The organism is Bacillus sp. CR71 (assembly GCF_003429245.1).
Classification (GTDB): Bacteria; Bacillota; Bacilli; order Bacillales; family Bacillaceae_G; genus Bacillus_A; species Bacillus_A thuringiensis_S.
Window position 1 is genome coordinate 3,280,674 of record NZ_CP031748.1, and the last position, 21,711, is coordinate 3,302,384.

Below are 21,711 nucleotides of genomic sequence, written 5' to 3' on the forward strand. Positions count from 1 at the left end.
TTTCAAGGAAATAGCTTTAAATCACTTTTTAAAAAATGGATAGTATACATTTAGTGCTGATTAAATCAGCACTCTCTTTTTAATTAACAGAAAAAACATTATTTTCAATAATATTGATTTTAAACAATTAAAAAAGGAGCGTTTTATTATGAGTAATTTAGAATTGTTAAATCCGGAGAACAGTGCCTTAATTTTGATTGATTTTCAGCCTCAAATGACTTTTGGAGTTGCAAGTATTGATAGACAAACATTGATTAATAACGTTATGCTGCTTGCTAAATCAGCAAAAACTTTTAACGTACCTACTATTCTTACTACAGTTGAAACACGCAGCTTTTCTGGTTATTTTTGGCCGCAAATTCTTGACATATTCCCAAACCATGAAATTATAGAACGCAGTTCAATGAATTCTTGGGAAGATCCAAAATTTGTTGAAGCAGTTAAAGCAACAGGTAGAAAGAAATTAATATTTGCAGCACTTTGGACTGAAGTTTGCCTTGCATTCCCTGTGCTTGAAGCAATTAAAGCTGGCTATGAGGTGTATGCAGTTGATGATGCTTCAGGTGGTACTAGTTTGACAGCACATAACGCTGCTATGCGTCGTGTAGAACAAGCTGGTGCAATTCCAGTGACAGCAATTCAAGTTTTACTTGAATACCAACGTGATTGGGCACACAAAGACACTTATGATGCTGTAATGGAGATTGTAAAAGAACACACTGGCGCTTATGGTCAAGGTGTAGAATACGCATATACTATGGTTCACGGCGCGCTTCCAAGCAGAAAAATATGAAACTAGAAGGAGTAGCTGTCGAAGAGACTCATACAGAGAACACAATGGATGCTGCTAATCCAGTAACAACGATTGTTACATGGGAAATTCAACAGGGTAAAGAAAAACAGTTTGAAACATGGAGACATGAAATTGAGGCTGCGGCTACTAAATTCCCAGGACATTTAGGTGTAAATCTAATAGTCCCAAGTAACGAATCCAGAGAGTATACTGTTATTTTTCGCTTTGATACGTATGAGCATCTACGTGCTTGGAAAGAATCAGATGTTCGCCGGGATTTGTTAAAAACGGCCGAGCAATTTCAAGCCACTAATCCAACTTACAAAACTGAAAGCAGTTTGGCTTATTGGTTTGTTACTCCGAAAACGCCAGTTCCACCGCCAAAATGGAAAATGTCTATCGTTACCCTTTTGGGTGTATGGCCTCTTAGCATGTTAGTTCCTAAATTGATAGGACCTATTATAAAACATATGAATCCTATTATGTCAGCTTTTTTTGTTTCTGTATGTATAGTGTCCTTGCTATCATGGGTAGTCATGCCGATTTTCGGTAAATTATTTCATCCATGGTTACAAAATAATAGAAAGTAGACGAGGTGTGAACATGACTTTACCGGATATGATCTTATATAACGGAAAAATTACTACCCTTGACCCTTCTCAACCTGAGGTATCTGCTATCGCCATAACTGATGGTTTAGTCACTGCAGTAGGTGGAGATGAGCTTCTTAATAGTGCCACGGAAAAAACAAAGAAAATAGACCTTAAAAGAAAGAGAGCTATTCCAGGCCTGAATGACTCTCATATACACGTTATTCGTGGTGGTCTACATTATAATATGGAATTACGTTGGGAAGGCGTGCCATCACTTTTTATTGCTCTAGAAATGCTCAAAGAACAGGCAAGGCGTACACCTGCTCCTCAGTGGGTAAGAGTAGTTGGAGGTTGGTCTGAATTTCAATTTAAAGAGAGACGGTTACCAACTTTGGAAGAAATTAATGCCGTTTCTGAACACACTCCTGTCTTTGTGCTACATCTTTACGATAGAGCACTTGTAAATCGTGCAGGGCTGCATGCACTGGGATATACGAAAGATACACCAGACCCTCCAGGCTGCTTAATTGAGCGGGATAAACGAGGTAATCCAACAGGCCTTTTAATTGCGAATCCTAACGCTTCTATTCTTTATTCAAGTTTGGGTAAAGCACCAGTACTTAATTTTGACGACCAGATTAACTCAACTCGCCATTTTATGCGCGAATTAAATAGATTAGGTATTACAAGTGCTATTGACGCAGGTGGTGGATTCCAAAATTATCCGGATGATTACAAAGTTGTTGAACATTTAGCCGAGAAGGAACAATTAACTTTGCGTATTGCTTATAATCTATTTACGCAAAATCCAAATCATGAATATGAAGACTTTGCTTCATGGGCAAAAATTGTTTCTCCAGGTCAAGGAAGTGATAAGTATAAAATGAATGGTGCCGGAGAGATGTTAGTATTCTCAGCAGCCGATTTTGAAAAATTTCAAATGCCACGGCCTGAACTAGCTACGATGATGGAAGCTGACTTAAAGAAAGTAATTTCTCTATTGGTGGAAAACCGTTGGCCCTTCCGTTTACATGCAACTTATGATGAGTCAATCACACGTTTCTTAAATGTATTTGAGGAAGTTAACAGTGAAATTCCTTTTAATGGTCTACGATGGTGGTTTGACCATGCAGAAACAATCTCAGATCGTAGTATGGAACGTGTTAAGGCTTTAAATGGCGGTATTGCCATCCAAGACCGCATGGCTTTTCAAGGTGAATACTTTGTTGATTTATACGGAAAGGAAGCTGCAAAGCGTACTCCTCCGATTTATCGTATGTTAGACCTTGGTATACCTGTTGGCGCCGGTAGTGATGCAACTAGGGTTTCCAGCTATAACCCTTGGGTTGCCCTTTACTGGATGGTTGCCGGAAAAACCATTGGTGGGCTTTCCATATACGATGAAAAAAATAAACTTGATAGAAAAGTAGCCCTGGAATTATATTCAAAAGGAAGTGCGTGGTTCTCTGATGATGAAGGTAAAAAGGGAACCCTGGCAGTAGGTCAGTTTGCTGATCTTGCTGTATTGTCTGCTGACTACTTTACTGTGCCAGAAGAAGAAATCAAAAACCTTGAATCATTACTCACCATTATGGGGGGGCAGGTTGTTTATGGAAATGATGAATTTAAAAATTTATCACCTGAATTGCCGCCAGCATCACCTGATTGGTCACCGACGGGCGTTTATGGTTATGGTGGTGCTAACCTAGCCAACACTATACTTTCCCACGATTCCCATGATAACAAGTTACATAGTTGCAGTAACCCTCTCCATCAACACACTCATACCGTAATAGGAAAAGATGGAACTACATGGGGTATCGGTTGTACTTGCTTTGCTTTCTAAGTCAAAACCACCGGTATAATGCCGGTGGTTTTCTTTCTGCAATAAGGGTATGTAGATTCGAAATAGCATTGTATATCCCTACATGGAATGTGTTACTATGCGATAAGACCGAAGAATTGATTGATTAACTTAACTTGTTTTTGATAGCCTTCTCTCCTTGCAAAGTCTGTCCTTTTTTCCTTAATTAAAAGTCAATGGTATCCCCCTCTTGATCGACTACACCACACATATAAATCCACTGCCCTTTGACTTTAATATAGATCTTAATTTTTCAATTGTTACACTAGAATCATTATTATTTCTATTACACTGATACTTTTTGCGAATCATTTAACTTCTGCATAAAGATACGTGCTGCAAAACTTAAAAATTTATCATCAAAGTGAATAAGATTAATATCTTGGCTTGGTGTTGGATCAGTAATACGAACTATGCTCAAAGTATCATTATTAACAAAGTTAACCAGTGAAAGAGGTATTATGGCAACCCCATGTCCATTGTATACAAGGCTCAATAGAGAAATAGAAGATTTTGTTTCTATATTTGCTTCAGATAAAGATAACCCTAAACTCTCACAATATATCTTAATAGATTCACGACAACTACATGAAACCATTATTCTACTCAGCCCTACTAATTCTCGAAAAGAAACAAATGATTTTTCATTCAAAGGATGATTTTTTGGAATTACAAGGACGAGCTCTTCACTATACAAAAGGGTGCTTGTTAATATGTCTGGAATTTGAGCACTACGTGTAATCCCGAAATCAATATTTTTGTCAACGATTTGATTTACAGCAACTTCGGATTCTATAATCTTTACTACAATGTTGGGATAATGTTGTTGAAACTTCATAATATAAGGTGTTAAATAAGTGAGATCCTCTAATAAACCTCCTATAGTAATCACACCTCTTTTTACACCCTTTAATTCAAAAATTTCATTATACACGTCATCAAATTGTTGCATGATAAATTTTCCTTTATCAAATAGCAGCTTACCCGCTTCTGTCATTTTGATACCTCTTCCAACTCGATGAAACAAGGGTGTATCAAGTTCCCCTTCTAAAACACGGATTTGTTGACTTAAAGTCGGCTGTGAAATACCTAGAACTTCCGCAGCTTTAGTGAAACTATTATTATTACAAACTTGAATAAAATACTCTAAATGACGTAATTCCATTCTTGATACCCACTCTCCGCTTTATGAAAGATTTATAATTTAAAGGACGATATGTATACGTTAACATAACAACTTTATTTCATGCTATACCAATTGAAATTACATGGTTTATTCATTTTGTATTATAATAAATTTACTACCATTTATTAATTTTTCCTCCTATTTATTTAAATTAGATTTAATTAGGACATTACTAATTCGAGATATATTTCTAAAAATTTATAGTTCGAGTGCATAATACCCTAATTTTTTCAACTTTTCGATTATCATTTTTTTCTCAATATAGTCCAAACCACCAAATATATGCCGAATCGCCTCTTTATGCTGAGGAAAAATACTATCCATTAACTGAATACCATCTGAAGTAATTGACGCATACGTGACACGGCGGTCTTTTGGACATGGTTTTCGTATTAAGAACCTCTTCTTTTCCAACTTATCCACTACATACGTGATACTACTACTTGCAAGTAATATTTTCCCTCCAATTTTTTGTATAGGCTGATCGCCTTTACTATATAGTAGCTCAAGCACTGCAAATTCAGTTGGATTAAGTCCATAACTTTTTATATCCTCTTCAATACGCTTAGTAATTGCCTGTGCTGCCCTTGATAATGTAACAAATAACTTTAAAGATAAGCTCTCATCATTAATCACACTCATAATTACCAATCCTTTACAAGTTATCTTGAATTCGAGATTTATTATATTATCGTCTAAATATTATGTCAATAATTCATTTTAGTTTTATTAAGCCCCTTATCATTTATTTCTCAACATAAGAAATATGGAATTAGAAGAAAAAATTGTTAATATATAAGTATCTCAATTACGTTATTTCTTTTAAAGAGAGCTTGTATTCTAACGCAAGTTCTCCTTTTTTATATTCTAAATTGAATCCGGACAAAGTTCACATATTGAGTCTGCCCATGTATATGCTATAGTTTTTAAACAAAGATTAGAGCCCTCCTACAAGAAGGAGAGCTCTAATCTTTCATATAAATATTCACAATTTTTATCATTGCGGGGACATCAAAACTTTAACTTGATAGGGATATGGCACTACCCCAATTAATAAATATTATTAACTATATATCTATCATATTTTTTATAAACAGGATTAATTAGATTTAAAAAAAGATTTCTTTTTCTTTACTCGTAATAAATCACCTGTCCATCCTTTGACTCGCATATATAAATACATACCCCCTGTTGTGAAAATAATAAATAAGAGAGCGATTAAATAGCTATATTTCCATTCTAGTTCAGGCATGTATTTAAAATTCATTCCCCATAATGCTCCTAAAGCTGTCAAAGGCGTACTCACAGCAGTTAATACAGTAAGAGCTTTCATAATTTCATTCCCACGATGAGAAGAAACAACTTCTTGTAAATGAATCATCGTGTCTAATTCTTCTTGGTACTCTTTAACAAGTTGTAATCCACGCTCTAATTTTACGTGTGTTTGTTTATAACAAAGGGTGTTTGTTAAGTTTTCTAACCAAGCTTCCTCCAAGCCTTGTAACACTTCCTGTATTAAGCGAAACACATGTGTGTTCATAAATAATTCATGACGAATATGATAAATTCTTTCTAAAACTGCTATGTTATTATGATGATAAAAATCCCATAATACATTTCTGAAATTGTTTTCAAAATAGTCAACCTTTCGTAAATAGTGAGATATAAATATTGATAAGATAGCACATACTCCTTCAGCGGAACTATTACAATTTTTTATACCCATAGGGAAATTATGTATTAATTTTTGGAAATCCTCTTCCTCTTTTTCCTGGACTGTTATCAGTATTCCATGAGCTACGAAATAATGAATAAATTTTTGAATTTTGGCATCCTTTTTATCTTGATCATATAAAAACGAACCATATACACAAGTTTGACTTGGTGATAACGTATAAACATATAATCCATTTTCACAAGGAGAACTTATTTTCTTTACAAATTGAGAGAAATAAGATGTTACATCACGAGGGATTATAGAAGAAAGTTTTTCAAGCTCACTAGTTTTCACATGATACCAACTCCATTTCGTCATTTTTATGCATTCCATATTATTCTTCCTTTCTAAATAGTTTTATGTTTGATCGAATCATATCCGTAATATGAAATTTGTATGTAGGTATTCATATCTTGGAGGAAAAGTTTTTAAATCATCTAAATTACAAAATAAATGGCATAGGAGGTCTTATTCTTTTAAAAGAAAGACCCCCTATATATTAGTTATTTTTATTCTCAATTTTAAACATTTCCTCTATACAAGCACTTTTTATCTTTTCTTATAAATAATTTATTATATATGGAAATCAAGCCCTATAATTTAGCAGTTCTATTCAACAAAATTCATTTCGATCGTTATTATAATTGGGATTTTTGTGCAGATTGATTGGTGATGTCCTCAAATACTTGACTTCCAATAATATAGTATCCATGAAGCGCGGCCTCTTTTGAAGCGTCTACCATACGGAAAGAAGCAATTTCACCTTGCATTTTTTCAATTCGTTTTTTGTGGATATCTACTATTCCTCCGGTCCAAATAATAGTATCATACTGGTCTAACTTAAATTGTTCTTGTAATACACGCATGACGTCTTGGAAGTGTGCATCCAACTCTTTTTGAATTAAAATATCCACCTGACTTGTCTCATAATTTTCGTCTCGATCTCCATATCCTTTTTCTAATATTTTTGGCATGTCGTTAATATGCAATTGATTACTTTCACCCGCATGATTCTGCAGGATATTCTTAATATTTTTCAAAGGCTTGCTACATCCTAGTTCCGTCTCATAATGATTTAAAATGAGATTCTGTTTCATATCTGCCATTTCTAATGTACAAAATCCACCATCAATAATTAAGATGCGATCTTGTTCCTGAATGATTCCCTCTTTTAAGAAATAGGCATGTAAAGCGACTGGTTGCTGAAGAATCAAAGCATTTTCCACCGTAATATTAATAAATTTCCCATCAATTTGCACGGAAGTTTCTTTTTTTAGTGCATGTTGTAATTGCTCGTGCTGACTACCAAAACAAGTGACTGGAAGCCCGGTAACAACTAAAGGTAACACGACATTTTCTTTATAATCCTTTGCAATGCAACCAAATATTTGTTGTTTAAACTGTTCGCTTTCATAATAATTTTCTATTTCTTCATTAAATGGAGGAAGCAATGAAGCGTCAGATTGATGTGCTTCATTTCCCATGTAGTATGCAAAGTCTAAGTCTATAAAACTCACCTTTGTTAAATCTTCACTGTCAGTATGATTAGGTACAGGGGCTAGTGTGGAAGCTTCACTCTTAATCGTCATCTCAGAATCTACATCCTGTCGATATGCCCGCTTGGTAAAGCCAATTCCTACATCAATTGCATACAGAGATTTCATACTTTTTTCCTCACTTTCTCTTTTAAGAATTAAATCTAGGCACTCTCTTCTTTCTCTTCTTTCTCTTCTTTCCCTTCTTTCACATATTTCTTTTCATTTTCCGTTTTTTCTCCGTCTAGGTTCCTACTATTTTCATTTATTTCGTAATCCTTTTCATCTTTTTTCTTTTTGTTACTTTCGTTTTCTGTTAAGTCTTTAATGGTAGAAATGACAACTGGTGTGGCTGTAAGCAATTGTGGTAATGTTTGTTTTGCAACATTAGCTGCAGTTGCAGAGAATTGTTTACTTGTCTCAGTTACCTTCTCCAATGTTTCCTTTATGTTTCCTTCTTGTAGTTTTTCTTTTACGCTTTTTCCTTTTGTTTGTATAGCTTTCCGATTTTCTTTTTTTAATAGGGAGACGATGACTCCGGTCGTAATCCCAATCACAGCATATTTAAATATTGTATGTTTCATTTTTCTCACCCTTCTCTACTTTTATTTTCTTCAATGCTACAACTTAAAATAATTACCTTACCTATTGCAATCTATTAGAGAGAATGATAGGTTTGCGACTTCCTATCACTCGCCATTGGTGTTTCAGCTGTTACTAGGAGTAAAATCCTCCCTTGATCTAGCTTTTCTTCATATAAGTTAGCTTCCTCCTTCGACAATCCCATTTCTTCCATTTGATTTCGAAGTTCGTCCCCTTTTTTGGAGAAAAAGTTGATAATACTTGTTCCCAATCCTTGTTCTTTTACTCCAATCGTATTTGTGTTTGTATCATCCGCAATCTTTTTTGTTAGATGTTTTTCATGTGTTAAGACATACATGTCATCTTGGTGAATCCCTTGCAATTCTAGCTCTTTTACTTTCATAACTACTTCCTGTTCATTTTCATATTCATGAACCACCGGTTTTCTTTCATTCTTGTGCATTGTATTTTTCCTCCTTTAAATTTTTTATTTTTTTATTTAGTTGTTATGTAATATGTAATACACCTATTTTAAAGATGTTAAACCTAAATTTTCAAAAAATTTCATAAAATAAGTTATAAATGTTTTTGAATATCACAGCGATGTCACGAGAAGTTTGCTTTGATAAAAGTGCTACAAATAACGATTTGTTTGGAAGGCAAGCCAATTGTTTTATAGAAAATTTCTATTTAGAAAAAGTTACAAAAGGAGTACAAGATATTTTTTTCGTTAATTAAATCCTAGGAAAATAAAAAAGCACTCTTTTTAAAAGAGTGCTAAAAAACATATAACCTAATAATGTTTCTAGTTTGATTACAGAAAGAAAGTCTTTATTAAAACATATAGTTGCTAATTTAATTGCGATCTTCCTTGCACCCAAGCAGCAATGTCATTTATAACATACTCAGGGATATTAGCAGGACTATAATATTCATCCGGTTTACTTATTTCTCCATCACCTTCTGTAAAGAAATGATTTAACTTCGGATATAGTCGATAATCGACGTTATCTCGTTCTTTTAATTGTTCTTTCCAAAGAGGAATTTCGATTTTTGATTGAACTTGATAGTCTCTTTCCCCTTGAATAATAAGAAGCGGTGTCTTTTGTTCTTTTGACATTTCGGCTGCTTTAATTTTTCGGATAGAATCCCAAAATATTGCTGATCCTAAGTAAAAATCTTTTGGGGGATTCTGACTAGAGAAATTTGGATCATTTAATAATTCAAATTGTGCTTTGTAGAATTTATATTCATCTAGATTCATTGCTCCAATAGAAAAAAGGTACTCAAATTGATCTAAAACAACGTCTTGGATCGTACGAGCTGGCCCACCCATTACAATTGCCCCAGCAATATTATTATTTTGGTCTTTTTCAATCATTTTCGGAAGCATCATTCCACCTTGACTATGACCAAGAATATATATTTGATTCTTATTTATTAGAGGCTCATTTTTAAGAAATTGAGTTACAAAAAGAGCATCATCTGTTGTCTCTTTATCAACTGTATAAAAGGGACTAAATTGTGTTTTCAACCCATGTTCATAAGTTCTTTTATTATAGCGAAGAACAGCAATTCCCTTCGATGCAAGACCTTCAGCTAAATCGCGAAATGGTTTTAAAGCAAACGCTGTTTCATCCTGATCGGTTGCTCCTGATCCTTGAACAAGAATAACCGCTGGAAAAGGACCCTTTCCTTTTGGAACCGACAATGTTCCTGGTAATGGAAATGCACCACTTCCAACTACTACTTCTTTATCAACAAATGATTCAGGCTTACTATATGATGGACGCTCTGCAACAGGACTAAACGACATGCTTAGTTGAAAATCGTCTATTTTTCCAGATGGATCTAGTTTAATTAGTAAAGGTACAGTCATTTTTTCAAAAACTAATTGAATCTCCACATTTGTATGAACAGGATTTGTCTCTTTTTGTGTAACCTCTCCAATTTCTATAAAAGAACCTGCTTGTAATTGTACTGGGAGTCCCTCCCAATAGCTCTTCAGCCATTCTTCGGATATTATTTTCTGTAATGACCTTGAGGTTAAATCAAATGCAGATTTATAATCTTCACTATTCATATGACGAATAAATGAAAGAGTAGTAGATATAATAGGATTTTCATCATCACTATTGTCTACTTTTTCTATAGTTGTGTTTGCTTCCTTTAATTTCGAAATAAATTGATGGTTAAACGGATAATTATATGTATCAGGATATAAGCTTGTTTTCAATACTTCCGTATTCCGTCCCTCATACAAACTTGAAGAACTCGTAAAATTTTCAGGTAAAATTACTTCCTCCGCATATGAGACTGAGGGAATTGTTATTGAAAAAATCGCACTAACAAGTAATAACTTATTACTTGTTCTTCTTTTCTTACCCATACTTATTGATTCTCCTTTCAAAATTTAAAATTTCTAATACAGTATGCCAACTATAAGGAAAATAAAAATTATCAAAGAGATTAATAATCTATTTTACGATCCCCCCTAACTAATTAAAAATCTATCATTAACAAACTTCAATAAAAAATGCCCTCCCCCTCTTTTTTTATTGTTGGATTTTCCAAGGACTTAGAAGCACAGCACTAATTTACATGTAAATGACCCATGAGATTCTCTGTTTCAAAAGAAAAAAGCACCCCACTAGATGCTTTCTTTAATTGTTCTCACTCTCATTTATTTAGTTAATTCTCTTATTACTGTAAAATAAATTTATTCTATTTCCTAAATCTCACTTATTTCTTAATTCACTCATACCAATATAAAACCTAATAACCTATCCTCAAAAAATAAAGAAAACAGGTTATTTGGCTATTCATTCCGTAAGCTTACTGCTCAAGTTAGTCTTTTTTCACACGGTTAAACTTTATTAAGAAAACCTTAAGGAATTTCCCTCTATATTTATAAGAATTTTTTTCTATACTGAATCATGTAAATGAACAAGAGGAGAAACGATCATGAAGAAATTTGTAATTTGCATACTAGGAATAGGCCTCCCTATATACTTACTACCTTTCATATTACGCGGAGATTTAGACAGATTTAATCCGATTGCTGAAGAAAAGAATGTATATGCCGTTGCGAAAGGATATGGTGTTCCAGATTATCATCATAAAGGAAGAGCTATGTACTCACTAAAAGGTGTTGATGAATTAAGCAATGAAAAAGAATATAAAGTTGGAACGAACACGCCTAATGATTTTACAAGAAAAATTTACTTAAAAATTCATGTGAAAGGTAAGTATGTCTATTCCTACGATATTATTTCTGAAAAGGACATTCCAGAGAAAATAAGGGGACAATTGGAGATAGCAAAGAAATAAAAGAGCCAATTCGTACGAGTTGGCTCTTTATTATCGCTCCCATCTACCGTTTGGAGAATTCTTTCGATCGATTTATTAAGTTCGTTATCATTGTTTTAACAACCATTCTTCAATTACTTTAACTGTTTCATCCCGTTGTGCTTTTGACGTAATTAAGCTTGCATTATCACCTTTTTGCTCACCATACATGCCAAAATGAGCATGGTTTCCGCCTTTTATCATGTGCATAGTTGTATTCTTTGACATTAACTTTTTATTGTTCTCTATTTTTTCTACAGTTGCTAAAGCATCTACTTCTCCATAAATAGATAACATTGGAATCGATTTTGTAGAGAAATCATCTGCAGGATAAGAGCCTAAGAAAATGATCCCATCTACCTTGTCTTCATTCTGAAAGGCATACTTAGAAATCATAGCTCCGCCCATTGAATGTCCAGCAACGTACCATTTTTGAACTTCAGGGTACTGTTCAATTACACTATCTACCGCATTGATTCCAAGTATCGCTAAGTTTAATGGTAACTTAGGCATTACTACAAAATGCCCATCTTTTGCAAGAGCTTCTCCTAAGTAACTATAAGCTTCAGCTTCTACTTTAGCACCTTGATAAAAAACAACCCCTATTTTAGCATCTTTCTGTCCAAAAACTATATTATCTTCATCTTTTTTATCATTCACTAACGACAAAGCCTCTTTCGTTGGTTTGTAAGTAAACTGGGACCAAGTAAAAAAAGTAATACTCCCTATAAGTAAAATACCAAGTAAAGAGTACAGAACAATTTTCATCCATTTCTTCATATGTATGACCTCCCTAAGATGTATATATTCTATACTTTAGATTATCATTAATAAACATAAAAACTCGAGCATTTTTATTGTGCTCAAGTTTTCATTTACGTCTTTAATTTATACTATAAATTGTCCAAGATAAATATGTAGCAAATGCAGACCATAAAAAATATGGAATTAGCAACCATGTCGATACTTTAGATAAATTGGAAGAAAACATAATGAGAAGTAACGTAGTAATAGCGACTAGTAAACAGTCTACTGTTGCTAAAAACAAATTTTTTTGACTGAATTGAAAGTAGCTGAACGCTTGATTGCACATATAATTTAAAAGGAATACAAACCAAAATGTTTTTGGCTTGAATCCATAGTTGTTGTAAATAATTGCAACTGATAATGCAATAAGTCCAAATAATACAGCCCATATCATTCCGATTGTCATACCAGGAGGTGTCCAAGACGGCTTTTCTAACGCATCATACCAAGTACGATCAATAGGGAATAAAACACTAGAAACATAAAACAAACCATATGTTAGTAAAAATACTATAATACTAGATTTTTTCATAAACATTCTCCTTTTTACTAGAAGATTATAGAAACTTTATATGATTAGTATGCCCTTGTAATGGATAAATTTCTAATATTTAAATTTCAAATACATATCGTTTAATCTATTTTATACGAACTCTTTCATACTTTTATATGCACACAGTGCTCTCTCTCTTGCTGCCTTATGATCAACGACTGGCAAAGGATATGTATTACCAAGCTTTATATTGGCCTTTTGTAAAATATGCTCAGGTGCTTCCCAAGGTTTATGTATATACTTATTCGGTATATCTCTTAATTCTGGTACCCATTTTCTTATATACTCTCCATTTTTATCAAACTTTTCTCCTTGTGTGATAGGATTAAAAATACGAAAGTACGGTGATGCATCTGCTCCACTTCCAGCAACCCATTGCCATCCCATTGTATTATTTGCAATATCAGCATCTAGTAGTGTATCCATAAACCATTTTGCTCCTTCTTGCCACGGAATTAACAAATGCTTTACAAGAAAAGAGGCTACAGCCATTCTTGTCCGATTATGCATAAAACCTGTTTTCCAAAGCTCCCGCATTCCCGCGTCAATAAACGGATAACCAGTTTCACCTTTTTGCCATACTCTTAATAACTCCTCTTCCTTATTCCACGGAAAATGTTCAAAGTTTTTATTAAGAGGTTTATATACTGTAAACGGATAGTGATATAGCAAATAATAAGAAAACTCTCGCCAAATTAATTGGCGTATAAAACTATTCACTTGTTTTTCAAAAAGACTACATTGTCTTTCGGTACTTTTATTTATTAAGTAATGATACATTAACTTCACTGATATTTGGCCAAATGAAAGATATGGCGCCAACATCGAATGAGCATTTTGATTTGGAAAATCTCTTCCTTCACTATAAGAGGCTAATTTGCTAGAGAAAAATTTCTTGAATGTTTTGTATGCCCCTTCCTCTGTAGGCTCCCATATTGATTCAATATGAGATGTCCACGGTATAGTTGGCAGCAAGTGTAATTCTGAAACAGATAAGCTTGCTGGTAAAGAGCTTCCCCATTTTATACTCTGCACTTTGCTAATAGGTTTAGGTATTACCTGCTTTTGAAATGCATTGTAAAAAGGCGTAAACACCTTATATTCAGTGTTGTCCTTCTTTTTTATAATCCACGGTTCTAATAATAAATGCGAATTAAATTCCTTACAAATAATACCTTTATCTTCTAACATCATTTTCATTTTTTGATTAGATTGTAATCTGTCCGGATCATAGCAAATATTCCAATATACAGCCGTTATATCTAATTGTTCTATGAGAGAAAGTATTTCTTCCTCCGTACGTCCTTTACGAATTATTAAAGTAGAGCCCAATGCCTCAAGTTGCTTCTTTACATCTATTACAGCATGGTGTAACCACCACTTTGCCGCACTTCCTATTGAAAAAGTTTCATCTTGTACATATACCGGAAGAACCTCCCCGGACTGAACAGCCTCAAATAGAGCTGGGTTATCATATAAACGAAAATCTTTTTGAAACATAACGATAATTTTGTTTTGCATGGCTACCTCTTCTGATTCTTAAAACATAATAAAATTTATTATACAACAGCAATTTATACATAAGAATTTATTTGTCTTTAATAAATTAGTTAACTTTTTCAACTATTTTATTAGTAGGAATTTTAACAACCGTTTCTTTTTCCCCTATTCTATCAATCTTGAAACCATGAACTTTAACATCAGACGGTACTAGTGGATGATGACAAATCATATCTATACTCTTCTCAATATTTTCACTAACATTTTCTTTTCCACTTAGCCATTCATCGAGGCTACCACTTGAAAATTCAGGCATGCAATTTTTAAAGAGATAGTCTAATTCTATATTATCTTTTATGAAATCACGTTGAGTTTGTAGATTAACTGAAGACGTTTCTTTATCCTCTATTCCGACAACAAAAATTTCTTTAACATTTTCTTGATAAATAGCAATAATAATAGATCTCATTATATCTCCATAAGGATGTACAATTACAGAATCATAGCTGTGTATAGTCAACATGTTTTCTTGGTGAATGTTAGTTACTTGTTGGATACTAGGCTCTATTCCGTGTTCAATGTCTGTTAATAATAAAACTTTTTTATTCTTTGAATTCATATGGAGCACTCCTTCTTCATTATTGTATTTATGAAACTTTTAAGCTAGTAACAATAATAATTGTTACCAGTTTTTCCAGCGTCCCTCTGGATCAACACTTGCAAGTCTAACCCATCCATTTTGAACTTTTTCTCGAAATGTGAAATCATTATTTAACAAACGTTCTATATATTCAATAGGTGCTTGAATGACAATTAGTAAACGAAGTGGTGAATGATACGTCTCACTATCTGACTGCATAACCGATTGCCAAGGTAAGCCTGGCAACAGGTCACTTGCATTCCCTTGCATAACACCGAGACCTGCCGTTACAGTTTGGGTTGTTTTGTTTCCACTACCATAATAATGAGGTGCTACAGTTGAAGCGTAATATTGTAAATTTATCCACTGAGCTACTGTTCCTGGTCCTGCAATAATGTTAGCTAATATATCGCCACTTTCATCCTGTTTCCAATCATAATTATGGAGGAACGCCCTACCTTCTAAGTCACAATCTTGAGTTAATTCTCGTTGCCCGATAATAAAAGATGCATTACGAGCTAATCCCCATTCTGGACGTATTTCACTCCAATCTTCTGCAAATCGATGTGCCTCTTTACTCGCATTTTTTATTTTCGTTTTAAAATTTGGTAATTGCGTTAAACGCTCTCTATTTGCATGTTGGCTCACATTTGGCATAATCGACTCGATACAATCAAATGCTTCTTGCGCAGCTTCCGAAAGTTCCGGGACGTAAATCCATTCCAATTCGTCCACTGTTGTTTTATGTTCAGCTGCTGCAAAAATGGTGTCCTCAGGAATTTTAATACCTTCAGCAGCCAATGCCTCTCTTACTTCTGGAAGATTACATAAAGTAGCAAAAACTCTTGCATTGAATCCCCCTGCTGCTCCGCCACAAGCACCACACTCAAGTGCTGCAGCATAAGGATTGTTCGTACTTTGACTACTATGTCCGCACATTACAACTAAAGGAGCAAATTTTTCTGTCAGTCCCACCATTTTTAAAGCTTGACGCACATAGTTCACTTTTTCTTCTTTCGTAAAACCGATAGGTATCTCGCCCTTTGTGTCATGAACATGATTAAGTGAGAATGTTGTATCAGGTTTTTGTAACATAGTTTTACGAAGGTTACGAATGAAAGCACCAACTCCTCTTGGGACAAAGCTTCTTGTCACCATTTGTAGACCAAATAAAGGACCACTTAACTCAGGTAGCGCCATACTCGTCAGTACGTTCTGTTTCATCGTTTTAAATGTATAACGTACCGAACTGCCTACCCTCTTACGTTGCTCATAAGATTTAAGTTCATTTTCATTTGTGAGCTCTTTTATTTGATGTTTCGGTTTGAGTATAACTGGCAAAGAAGGATGGTTGTTATTACTACCTAGTTCACTAGTTGCAATTGGTAATCCAAAGAAACCAGCTATTCCAAATGTTTCAAACGGACCTAATTTTTCAAGGTGGCGACGAAACGGTTCTGAACGTACATCAATACAGAATGCTAATTGAGCTAATACACGCTTTTTATCATTAGTTGCACGTTGTTTAGAAGCAATCTTCTTCCTTAATTGCTCTGCATGCGTCTGTTCCCAAGCTTCCAGCCAAAGTTTCCTACGAATATTTTCATCAAAACGATAAGCGAATACTAATAATTCACTTTGTTCAGCAGCAGGCATTTGTAACCATTCCCGTGTTGAAATATTCCCCCAATAGATCCAAGAAGCTATAAGCGGGACGATTGCAACTTTTTTCTCAACCTTTTGATTTTTTAAAGGTAAATAAAGCTTTGTAATAGCCAGCTCCATAGAAATTCGAACTGCTAAATATTCTATTAGGAGTTCCTGTTCCTGAATTGATTGTTGTGAGCGCCATCGTATCATTCCTGCCCACCCAGGCAAAGAAAGTAAGTGCCCTTCAAGGTAAGCTTGTATGTTAGATTCAGAAATTCCTAGTTCAGATAATGCTCTCGCTAAAGCTACTTGGGCATCTTGTGGCCAATCTTTTAAAACTTTACGCTCATTTTTACTGAGCGCTGGATCAAATGTAATAAGGTGTTGCCATGCACGATAAAAACCTTTCTCTCGATTTGGCATCGTCCAACTTGATCCGGAGTCATCAAGATATAATTTACACCATTTAATGATATGATAATTAAGAATATCAGATAGGTTTTCACCCTTTTGGTTCTCTATAAGTGAACTTACAGGTTGCAAAGAAGAGTCTTTCATACTCTCTGTATTTATATAACTCATTTCTTCTGCCAGTTTATTTACTTCTGGCAATGATAATAGACTAGAAGGTAATTCCTCTAATTTTAAAGCTACTTGGCAAAACTGCTCCACTTTCTTTCGCGGGATATGAAAAGATTGTGAATCAAGCCAACGAGACAAGCCACTTTGTAAAAATGATTCCTCAATCTCCCCTTTTGCCTTTGCCGAATGAATCATAGCAGCACTCGGATATATATCCACATTACGAATTTCTTTTAACCAATCTGCAACTTGTTCAAATGATTGTTTTTCAAGTCCCATCCAAGGGTGATGAGCTGCAAACGTAGAGATAGGCCAAAGTGGTGCAATCACTCGGCTAGCAGATGCAACTAAATCATTTATATTATTTTCTTGCATATCAATATTTGTATCTTTCTTTAATATTGACAATATGCTCATCACGAATTACCTCCCTTTGATACATAATGTTTCAGATAGCCTGGGTGACTTTCTACTGACTTTCTTCTCGCCTCACCTACTCGAACTAACCAAAGATAAAGTACAGCGAATAAAGTAGAAGATTGATTACGAGTAACGAAAGTACTAATAGCACTACTAAATAGTAAAATACATATAACAAAGATAACAGCTGGAGCTGAAGGTTGAACACTTTGATACATGTCAGTATGCAACCATTTGTAAAGAGAATTATGAACGGTAAAATAAATGAGAGAAAAACCAGCTAAAATAAATACGCCAACAATTCGTCCCATTCTTCCCTCTCCAAAAACAACAAGCTGTTTCCATGAAAAGTATAATGACCACCCTAAGATGAACGCACTAACTAATTCATACCCTTCTCCAGAAGTCGTAAACCAAAAAGCAATCGCTATAAATAATCCGAAAACACGTCCGACCATAATCCATAAATCAGATATCTTTTCATTAGACTGCTTCACTGCCCCAAAACGTTGCACGGAAGAACCAGCTTGTAAAAACAGTGTAGCTTTAAACAAACCATGTAAAATCAAATGAATAACAGCCGCTAAATAGGCTCCTAATGCGCATTGAATAAGCATAAACCCCATTTGTGCAATAGTTGATCCCACTAGCTGACGTTTATAATCAACTTGAACTAGGCTAATTCCTGTTCCGATTAAGATAGAAATACTTGAGAAAATTAGTAAAATGATTTGTGCAATATCATCATGAAAAAGAGGTGAAAATCTAGTTAACATGATACCGCCAGCATTTACTAAACCAGCATGCATAATAGCAGACACAGGAGTTGGAGCTACAGCTGACTCAATTAACCATCTTTGAAAAGGCCATTGTGCTGCTGGAATCATCACAGCTACTATAATCAATAAGTTAATTCCTGTTTTCTCCAACGTTCCAAATTGAGCTACATTTTCATTCGTTAAAACTGATGTTAATTGCCACTGTCCAGTGCCTTGAAAAAGCCAAATGATAGCTGATAGCAAGGCGATCCAGCTTATTGTAAATAAATAACTAGAAATTTTTGTTGCTTCACTAACTACTTTCCAACATTTATTTAGCCCTATGAGTAGAACCAATCCTATAAGCGTTGCTCCCCAACAAATAATCATGAAACGAAGATCATTACTTAACCATGCGACTGAAGATACACCTGTAGTAAATGTAAAAAGTGCAAAGTATTTTCGATATGAGCGATCTCCCAGTAAGTAACGTATAGAAAAACGCTGAATGATTAAACCAATTGTAAGAACAAAGAAAGCCATGAACCAAGCTAAAGTATCTAGATGCCAAGGCCCTACAACTCTATCTTCATTGTGATTAACAAGTGCGAGTAAAGAAACCAATGAAGGCAATGCAGCGATACCAATATGGATATGAACAAAACGTAAAGGTATCCTTGCATGTAAAAACAATAATCCACTTAGCCAAGAAGCACTAAGCGCCATAAAAAATAATGTTAACAGTGTTGATGAACTCAGCGAAATTAACATGTTAAATACTCCCTTCTAAGCGAAAATAACCTATAAAAATTCCTTTTAATTAAGATGATTTTTTAAATTTCAATTTTCATTCACTCTTTTTAGTACATCGTTTTTTCCCATAAAAAAAACCGACAACTTCCATAATTCAATGATTTTATATCATCATTGAATTATGGAGATTGTCGGTTTCCCTTCAACTAACTTCAATAAAGTTTTTTGAAGAGCTCCCATTTTATAGAGGATAATAATGTATGTATTACTCCTGTTAAAAAGAAATGTATATTTCTGATCTCCTAGATTATGCAATCAATATATCAATTTATGTTATACGCTATCTTTTCATTAAGAAACTTTTTCATTTAGTCAATATTACATATTAAAAAAATGCTAAAGCCTTAATTATAGCAAACTGTTAAAATGAGCATCTATCAATTTTTTAAAACAATTATAAGATAAACCATATTAAGCAGTTTGTCAATTTCTTTATCCGTTTTTTAAGAGTTATTAGAATTAAGATTTATTATACCTAAATAACTTCAAGTTTTTAATTATTAGCCTGTTAATAAAGTGCAAAACTTGTAGGTTTCTTAATCCTTCCACTAACCTTAAGGTATTTTTAAAATTTCTCCTCAAGATTATGAAGCAATTTAAAAATCATTACTCGTTCGCCTGTACGGGAGCTTATATCCGTATGAAAGCTTTTCACTTTCTCTCCAGTTAATTCTAGTATAATCTCTTTCAGATCATCAATTCCAGATTCAACTAGCTCCGAACGATTCTTCTTTATCGTTAGCATACCGTCTTTTGTTTCGCAAACACTATATTCAGCCGGCGTTAAAACACCTTGTAAATTTACGATAATCATATCCCGTAATATATCTGTCTTAACGGATATAGACCCGCGTCCTAGGTAGTCCTTTTCCCAGTGAGTAATTGCTTTGCTTATCTCTGATTCAATAGAGCCTTTTGAGTTTTTCATCTTTGTATCCTCCTTCAATAAAATGTAATTACAATAACAATATAATAATCTGGATTGATTTTATTTTCAATTATTGAGAAGAATTTATAGGAATCGTTGTCATGTATCCTTTAGTATTAAAGTGAATTTTTATATTGCAATATATGTTTTTTGATTATCCCCAACAAAATACTCTTACTATAAAGGCTCTGTTGCATACATTTCTAAAAAGGACATTCCGGAGAAAATAAGGAAACTCTTGTAACGTAATATACAAACAAAAAATCCTACACTTATAAGTAGGATTTTTCTCTTTTTATATTAGTCAAAAAACTAAAAGTATACCTGCCCTCCAAATATATTACCGATTGGGCTTATGCATATTTCCTTCGAATTTTGCCAACCACCAATAACAGTAAAGGAATCCCTAGCTCATAAACGGGAAATGCAATTGGAATTACGAAAAATATGTAGTAATAATGGGTAAATGTTTGGATATTTTTAACTGACACAGCTATGATGAACGAAATAGGAGCAAGAACTAACGCTACTTTTCGCCAATCCTTCAAATGAAATATTTGTGCTGTTCCATAACAAGCGATAAACATGTATAACGCCAATTTCACAAAAATACTAAAAAACCAAATAATAACTATCAAAATATCCACATTTTGAATGAACTCCATGACAGATATGTATCGGCTCAAATCGTAAACCGGATACAAAAAACTTGAAGATAAATTCGGACCGAATGTTAAAATGACCGCTAATGTTCCGATTGTTACCATGAAAACGGCTAATCCTACCCCCAACATCGCCCTTGATGACGCTTGCTCTGGTTTATCCATAAAGAAAACGAACATCATCATCATAACAGCCTCTCCAAAAAATGCGGCTACAGGGGTATAGGAACCTTTAAGGATGGGAATCCAGCCAGAATCGTGATAAATAGGCCGCATATAATCCCAATTCATATTGCCAACATTCAAAATGATTATAAACGTTATCATTAAAAGTACAATTGGCCCTATGATTTCACTTAAACGTCCAATACCTTCCACCCCTCCTTGGTAAATGATAAAAATGAGCAATAACATCGCAGTAAAGACAATGACCCACAAAGGTGTATTATGAAACAAAGCGATAATAATGAATTCACCAAATTCACGGACGGTTATCCAAATTATCATGTACCACCCAAAGAAGTAAGGAATCATCAGTAGCTTTCCTAGCCATTTACCAAGAATAGTTTGACTAAATTCAATGAGAGTTTGTTTCGGATAAAGCGAACCAAGTGTAGTTGCCAAAAAAGTAAGAGCAACCCCTATCACTCCTGCAATCAAAATTGAGATCCACGCATCTTGTTTGACAGTACGAATCGTCGCTGGAATAACTAGAAGGAGTGATTGTCCCACTTCAAATGTGAACATCATCCAAAAGATTTGCCTGCCAGAGATTTTCAT

General features: G+C 34.2%; 20 protein-coding genes. 5 read left to right on the forward strand and 15 right to left on the reverse strand.

The annotated features are described in order from the left end of the window. The first annotated feature begins 148 nt into the window (after positions 1-148). From DOS87_RS16485 to DOS87_RS16495, 3 genes are read left to right on the forward strand one after another with little or no spacing between them, the layout of a single operon-like run. Positions 149-793: a hydrolase gene (locus DOS87_RS16485; protein ID WP_000067162.1), complete on the forward strand. Its 645-nt coding sequence runs from the start codon at positions 149-151 to the stop codon at positions 791-793. Then, positions 790-1,383: an antibiotic biosynthesis monooxygenase gene (locus DOS87_RS16490; protein ID WP_098578011.1), complete on the forward strand. Its 594-nt coding sequence runs from the start codon at positions 790-792 to the stop codon at positions 1,381-1,383. Before DOS87_RS16485 ends, DOS87_RS16490 begins: the two co-directional genes overlap by 4 nt. Positions 1,384-1,396: 13 nt before the next feature. Continuing rightward, positions 1,397-3,232 carry an amidohydrolase gene (locus tag DOS87_RS16495; RefSeq protein ID WP_000174494.1) on the forward strand — a complete coding sequence of 612 codons (1,836 nt, stop codon included), beginning with the start codon at positions 1,397-1,399 and terminating at the stop codon, positions 3,230-3,232. 304 nt (positions 3,233-3,536) lie between these two features. Here the strand turns inward: DOS87_RS16495 and DOS87_RS16500 are convergent, their stop codons facing one another. The 6 genes from DOS87_RS16500 to DOS87_RS16525 all read right to left on the reverse strand — a co-directional run bounded on the left by DOS87_RS16500 (position 3,537) and on the right by DOS87_RS16525 (position 8,733). Further along, entirely contained in the window at positions 3,537-4,415 is an 879-nt protein-coding gene (locus DOS87_RS16500; protein WP_000423185.1) for a LysR family transcriptional regulator, read from the reverse strand. Between the two features lie 219 nt (positions 4,416-4,634). Next, a complete protein-coding gene (locus DOS87_RS16505; RefSeq protein WP_000111431.1) occupies positions 4,635-5,078 on the reverse strand; it encodes a MarR family winged helix-turn-helix transcriptional regulator in 444 nt (147 codons plus the stop codon). Positions 5,079-5,535: 457 nt separating this feature from the next. Then, entirely contained in the window at positions 5,536-6,486 is a 951-nt protein-coding gene (locus DOS87_RS16510; RefSeq protein ID WP_079245723.1) for a magnesium transporter CorA family protein, read from the reverse strand. Positions 6,487-6,791: 305 nt separating this feature from the next. Next, positions 6,792-7,817, reverse strand: coding sequence for a ParM/StbA family protein (locus DOS87_RS16515; protein ID WP_208730020.1), 1,026 nt, complete (start codon positions 7,815-7,817; stop codon positions 6,792-6,794). Positions 7,818-7,852: 35 nt separating this feature from the next. Further along, complete coding sequence (locus tag DOS87_RS16520; protein WP_097891407.1) at positions 7,853-8,272, reverse strand: peptidase U61; 420 nt, start codon at positions 8,270-8,272, stop codon at positions 7,853-7,855. A gap of 74 nt (positions 8,273-8,346) precedes the next feature. Continuing rightward, complete coding sequence (locus DOS87_RS16525) at positions 8,347-8,733, reverse strand: YflT domain-containing protein (protein ID WP_000549431.1); 387 nt, start codon at positions 8,731-8,733, stop codon at positions 8,347-8,349. A 119-nt stretch (positions 8,734-8,852) separates the two neighbouring features. On the opposite strand from DOS87_RS16525, the gene DOS87_RS30250 reads away from it, so the two are divergent. Beyond that, positions 8,853-9,008, forward strand: a complete 156-nt coding sequence (locus tag DOS87_RS30250) for an acyl dehydratase (RefSeq protein ID WP_098578009.1) — start codon at positions 8,853-8,855, stop codon at positions 9,006-9,008. Positions 9,009-9,120: 112 nt separating this feature from the next. Here DOS87_RS30250 and DOS87_RS16530 read toward each other — a convergent pair whose 3' ends face one another. Beyond that, entirely contained in the window at positions 9,121-10,659 is a 1,539-nt protein-coding gene (locus DOS87_RS16530) for an alpha/beta hydrolase (RefSeq protein ID WP_139788931.1), read from the reverse strand. Positions 10,660-11,234: 575 nt separating this feature from the next. Between DOS87_RS16530 and DOS87_RS16535 the strand changes: the two genes are divergently transcribed. Beyond that, positions 11,235-11,600 carry a YxeA family protein gene (locus DOS87_RS16535; protein WP_000714889.1) on the forward strand — a complete coding sequence of 122 codons (366 nt, stop codon included), beginning with the start codon at positions 11,235-11,237 and terminating at the stop codon, positions 11,598-11,600. Between the two features lie 87 nt (positions 11,601-11,687). On the opposite strand, the gene DOS87_RS16540 is transcribed toward DOS87_RS16535, so the two are convergent. From DOS87_RS16540 to DOS87_RS16575, 8 genes are all read right to left on the reverse strand, one after another. Next, positions 11,688-12,398: an alpha/beta hydrolase gene (locus DOS87_RS16540; RefSeq protein ID WP_000759149.1), complete on the reverse strand. Its 711-nt coding sequence runs from the start codon at positions 12,396-12,398 to the stop codon at positions 11,688-11,690. A gap of 103 nt (positions 12,399-12,501) precedes the next feature. Continuing rightward, positions 12,502-12,957 (reverse strand): TspO/MBR family protein, encoded by a 456-nt coding sequence (locus tag DOS87_RS16545; protein ID WP_000749748.1) that lies wholly within the window; start codon positions 12,955-12,957, stop codon positions 12,502-12,504. A gap of 111 nt (positions 12,958-13,068) precedes the next feature. Then, a complete protein-coding gene (locus DOS87_RS16550; RefSeq protein ID WP_001179983.1) occupies positions 13,069-14,499 on the reverse strand; it encodes a cryptochrome/photolyase family protein in 1,431 nt (476 codons plus the stop codon). A gap of 85 nt (positions 14,500-14,584) precedes the next feature. Beyond that, a complete protein-coding gene (locus DOS87_RS16555) occupies positions 14,585-15,097 on the reverse strand; it encodes a carbonic anhydrase (RefSeq protein WP_086390639.1) in 513 nt (170 codons plus the stop codon). A gap of 63 nt (positions 15,098-15,160) precedes the next feature. Then, the gene (locus DOS87_RS16560) at positions 15,161-17,767 is read right to left on the reverse strand and encodes a DUF2309 domain-containing protein (protein ID WP_098578008.1); all 2,607 of its coding nucleotides are present in this window, start codon (positions 17,765-17,767) and stop codon (positions 15,161-15,163) included. Further along, the gene (locus DOS87_RS16565) at positions 17,767-19,299 is read right to left on the reverse strand and encodes an NADH dehydrogenase subunit 5 (RefSeq protein WP_098578007.1); all 1,533 of its coding nucleotides are present in this window, start codon (positions 19,297-19,299) and stop codon (positions 17,767-17,769) included. The genes DOS87_RS16560 and DOS87_RS16565 overlap by 1 nt, the downstream gene beginning before the upstream one ends. A gap of 607 nt (positions 19,300-19,906) precedes the next feature. Next, positions 19,907-20,269, reverse strand: a complete 363-nt coding sequence (locus tag DOS87_RS16570; protein WP_016098682.1) for a Na-translocating system protein MpsC family protein — start codon at positions 20,267-20,269, stop codon at positions 19,907-19,909. A 353-nt stretch (positions 20,270-20,622) separates the two neighbouring features. Further along, positions 20,623-21,711 (reverse strand): GerAB/ArcD/ProY family transporter, encoded by a 1,089-nt coding sequence (locus DOS87_RS16575; RefSeq protein WP_074789827.1) that lies wholly within the window; start codon positions 21,709-21,711, stop codon positions 20,623-20,625.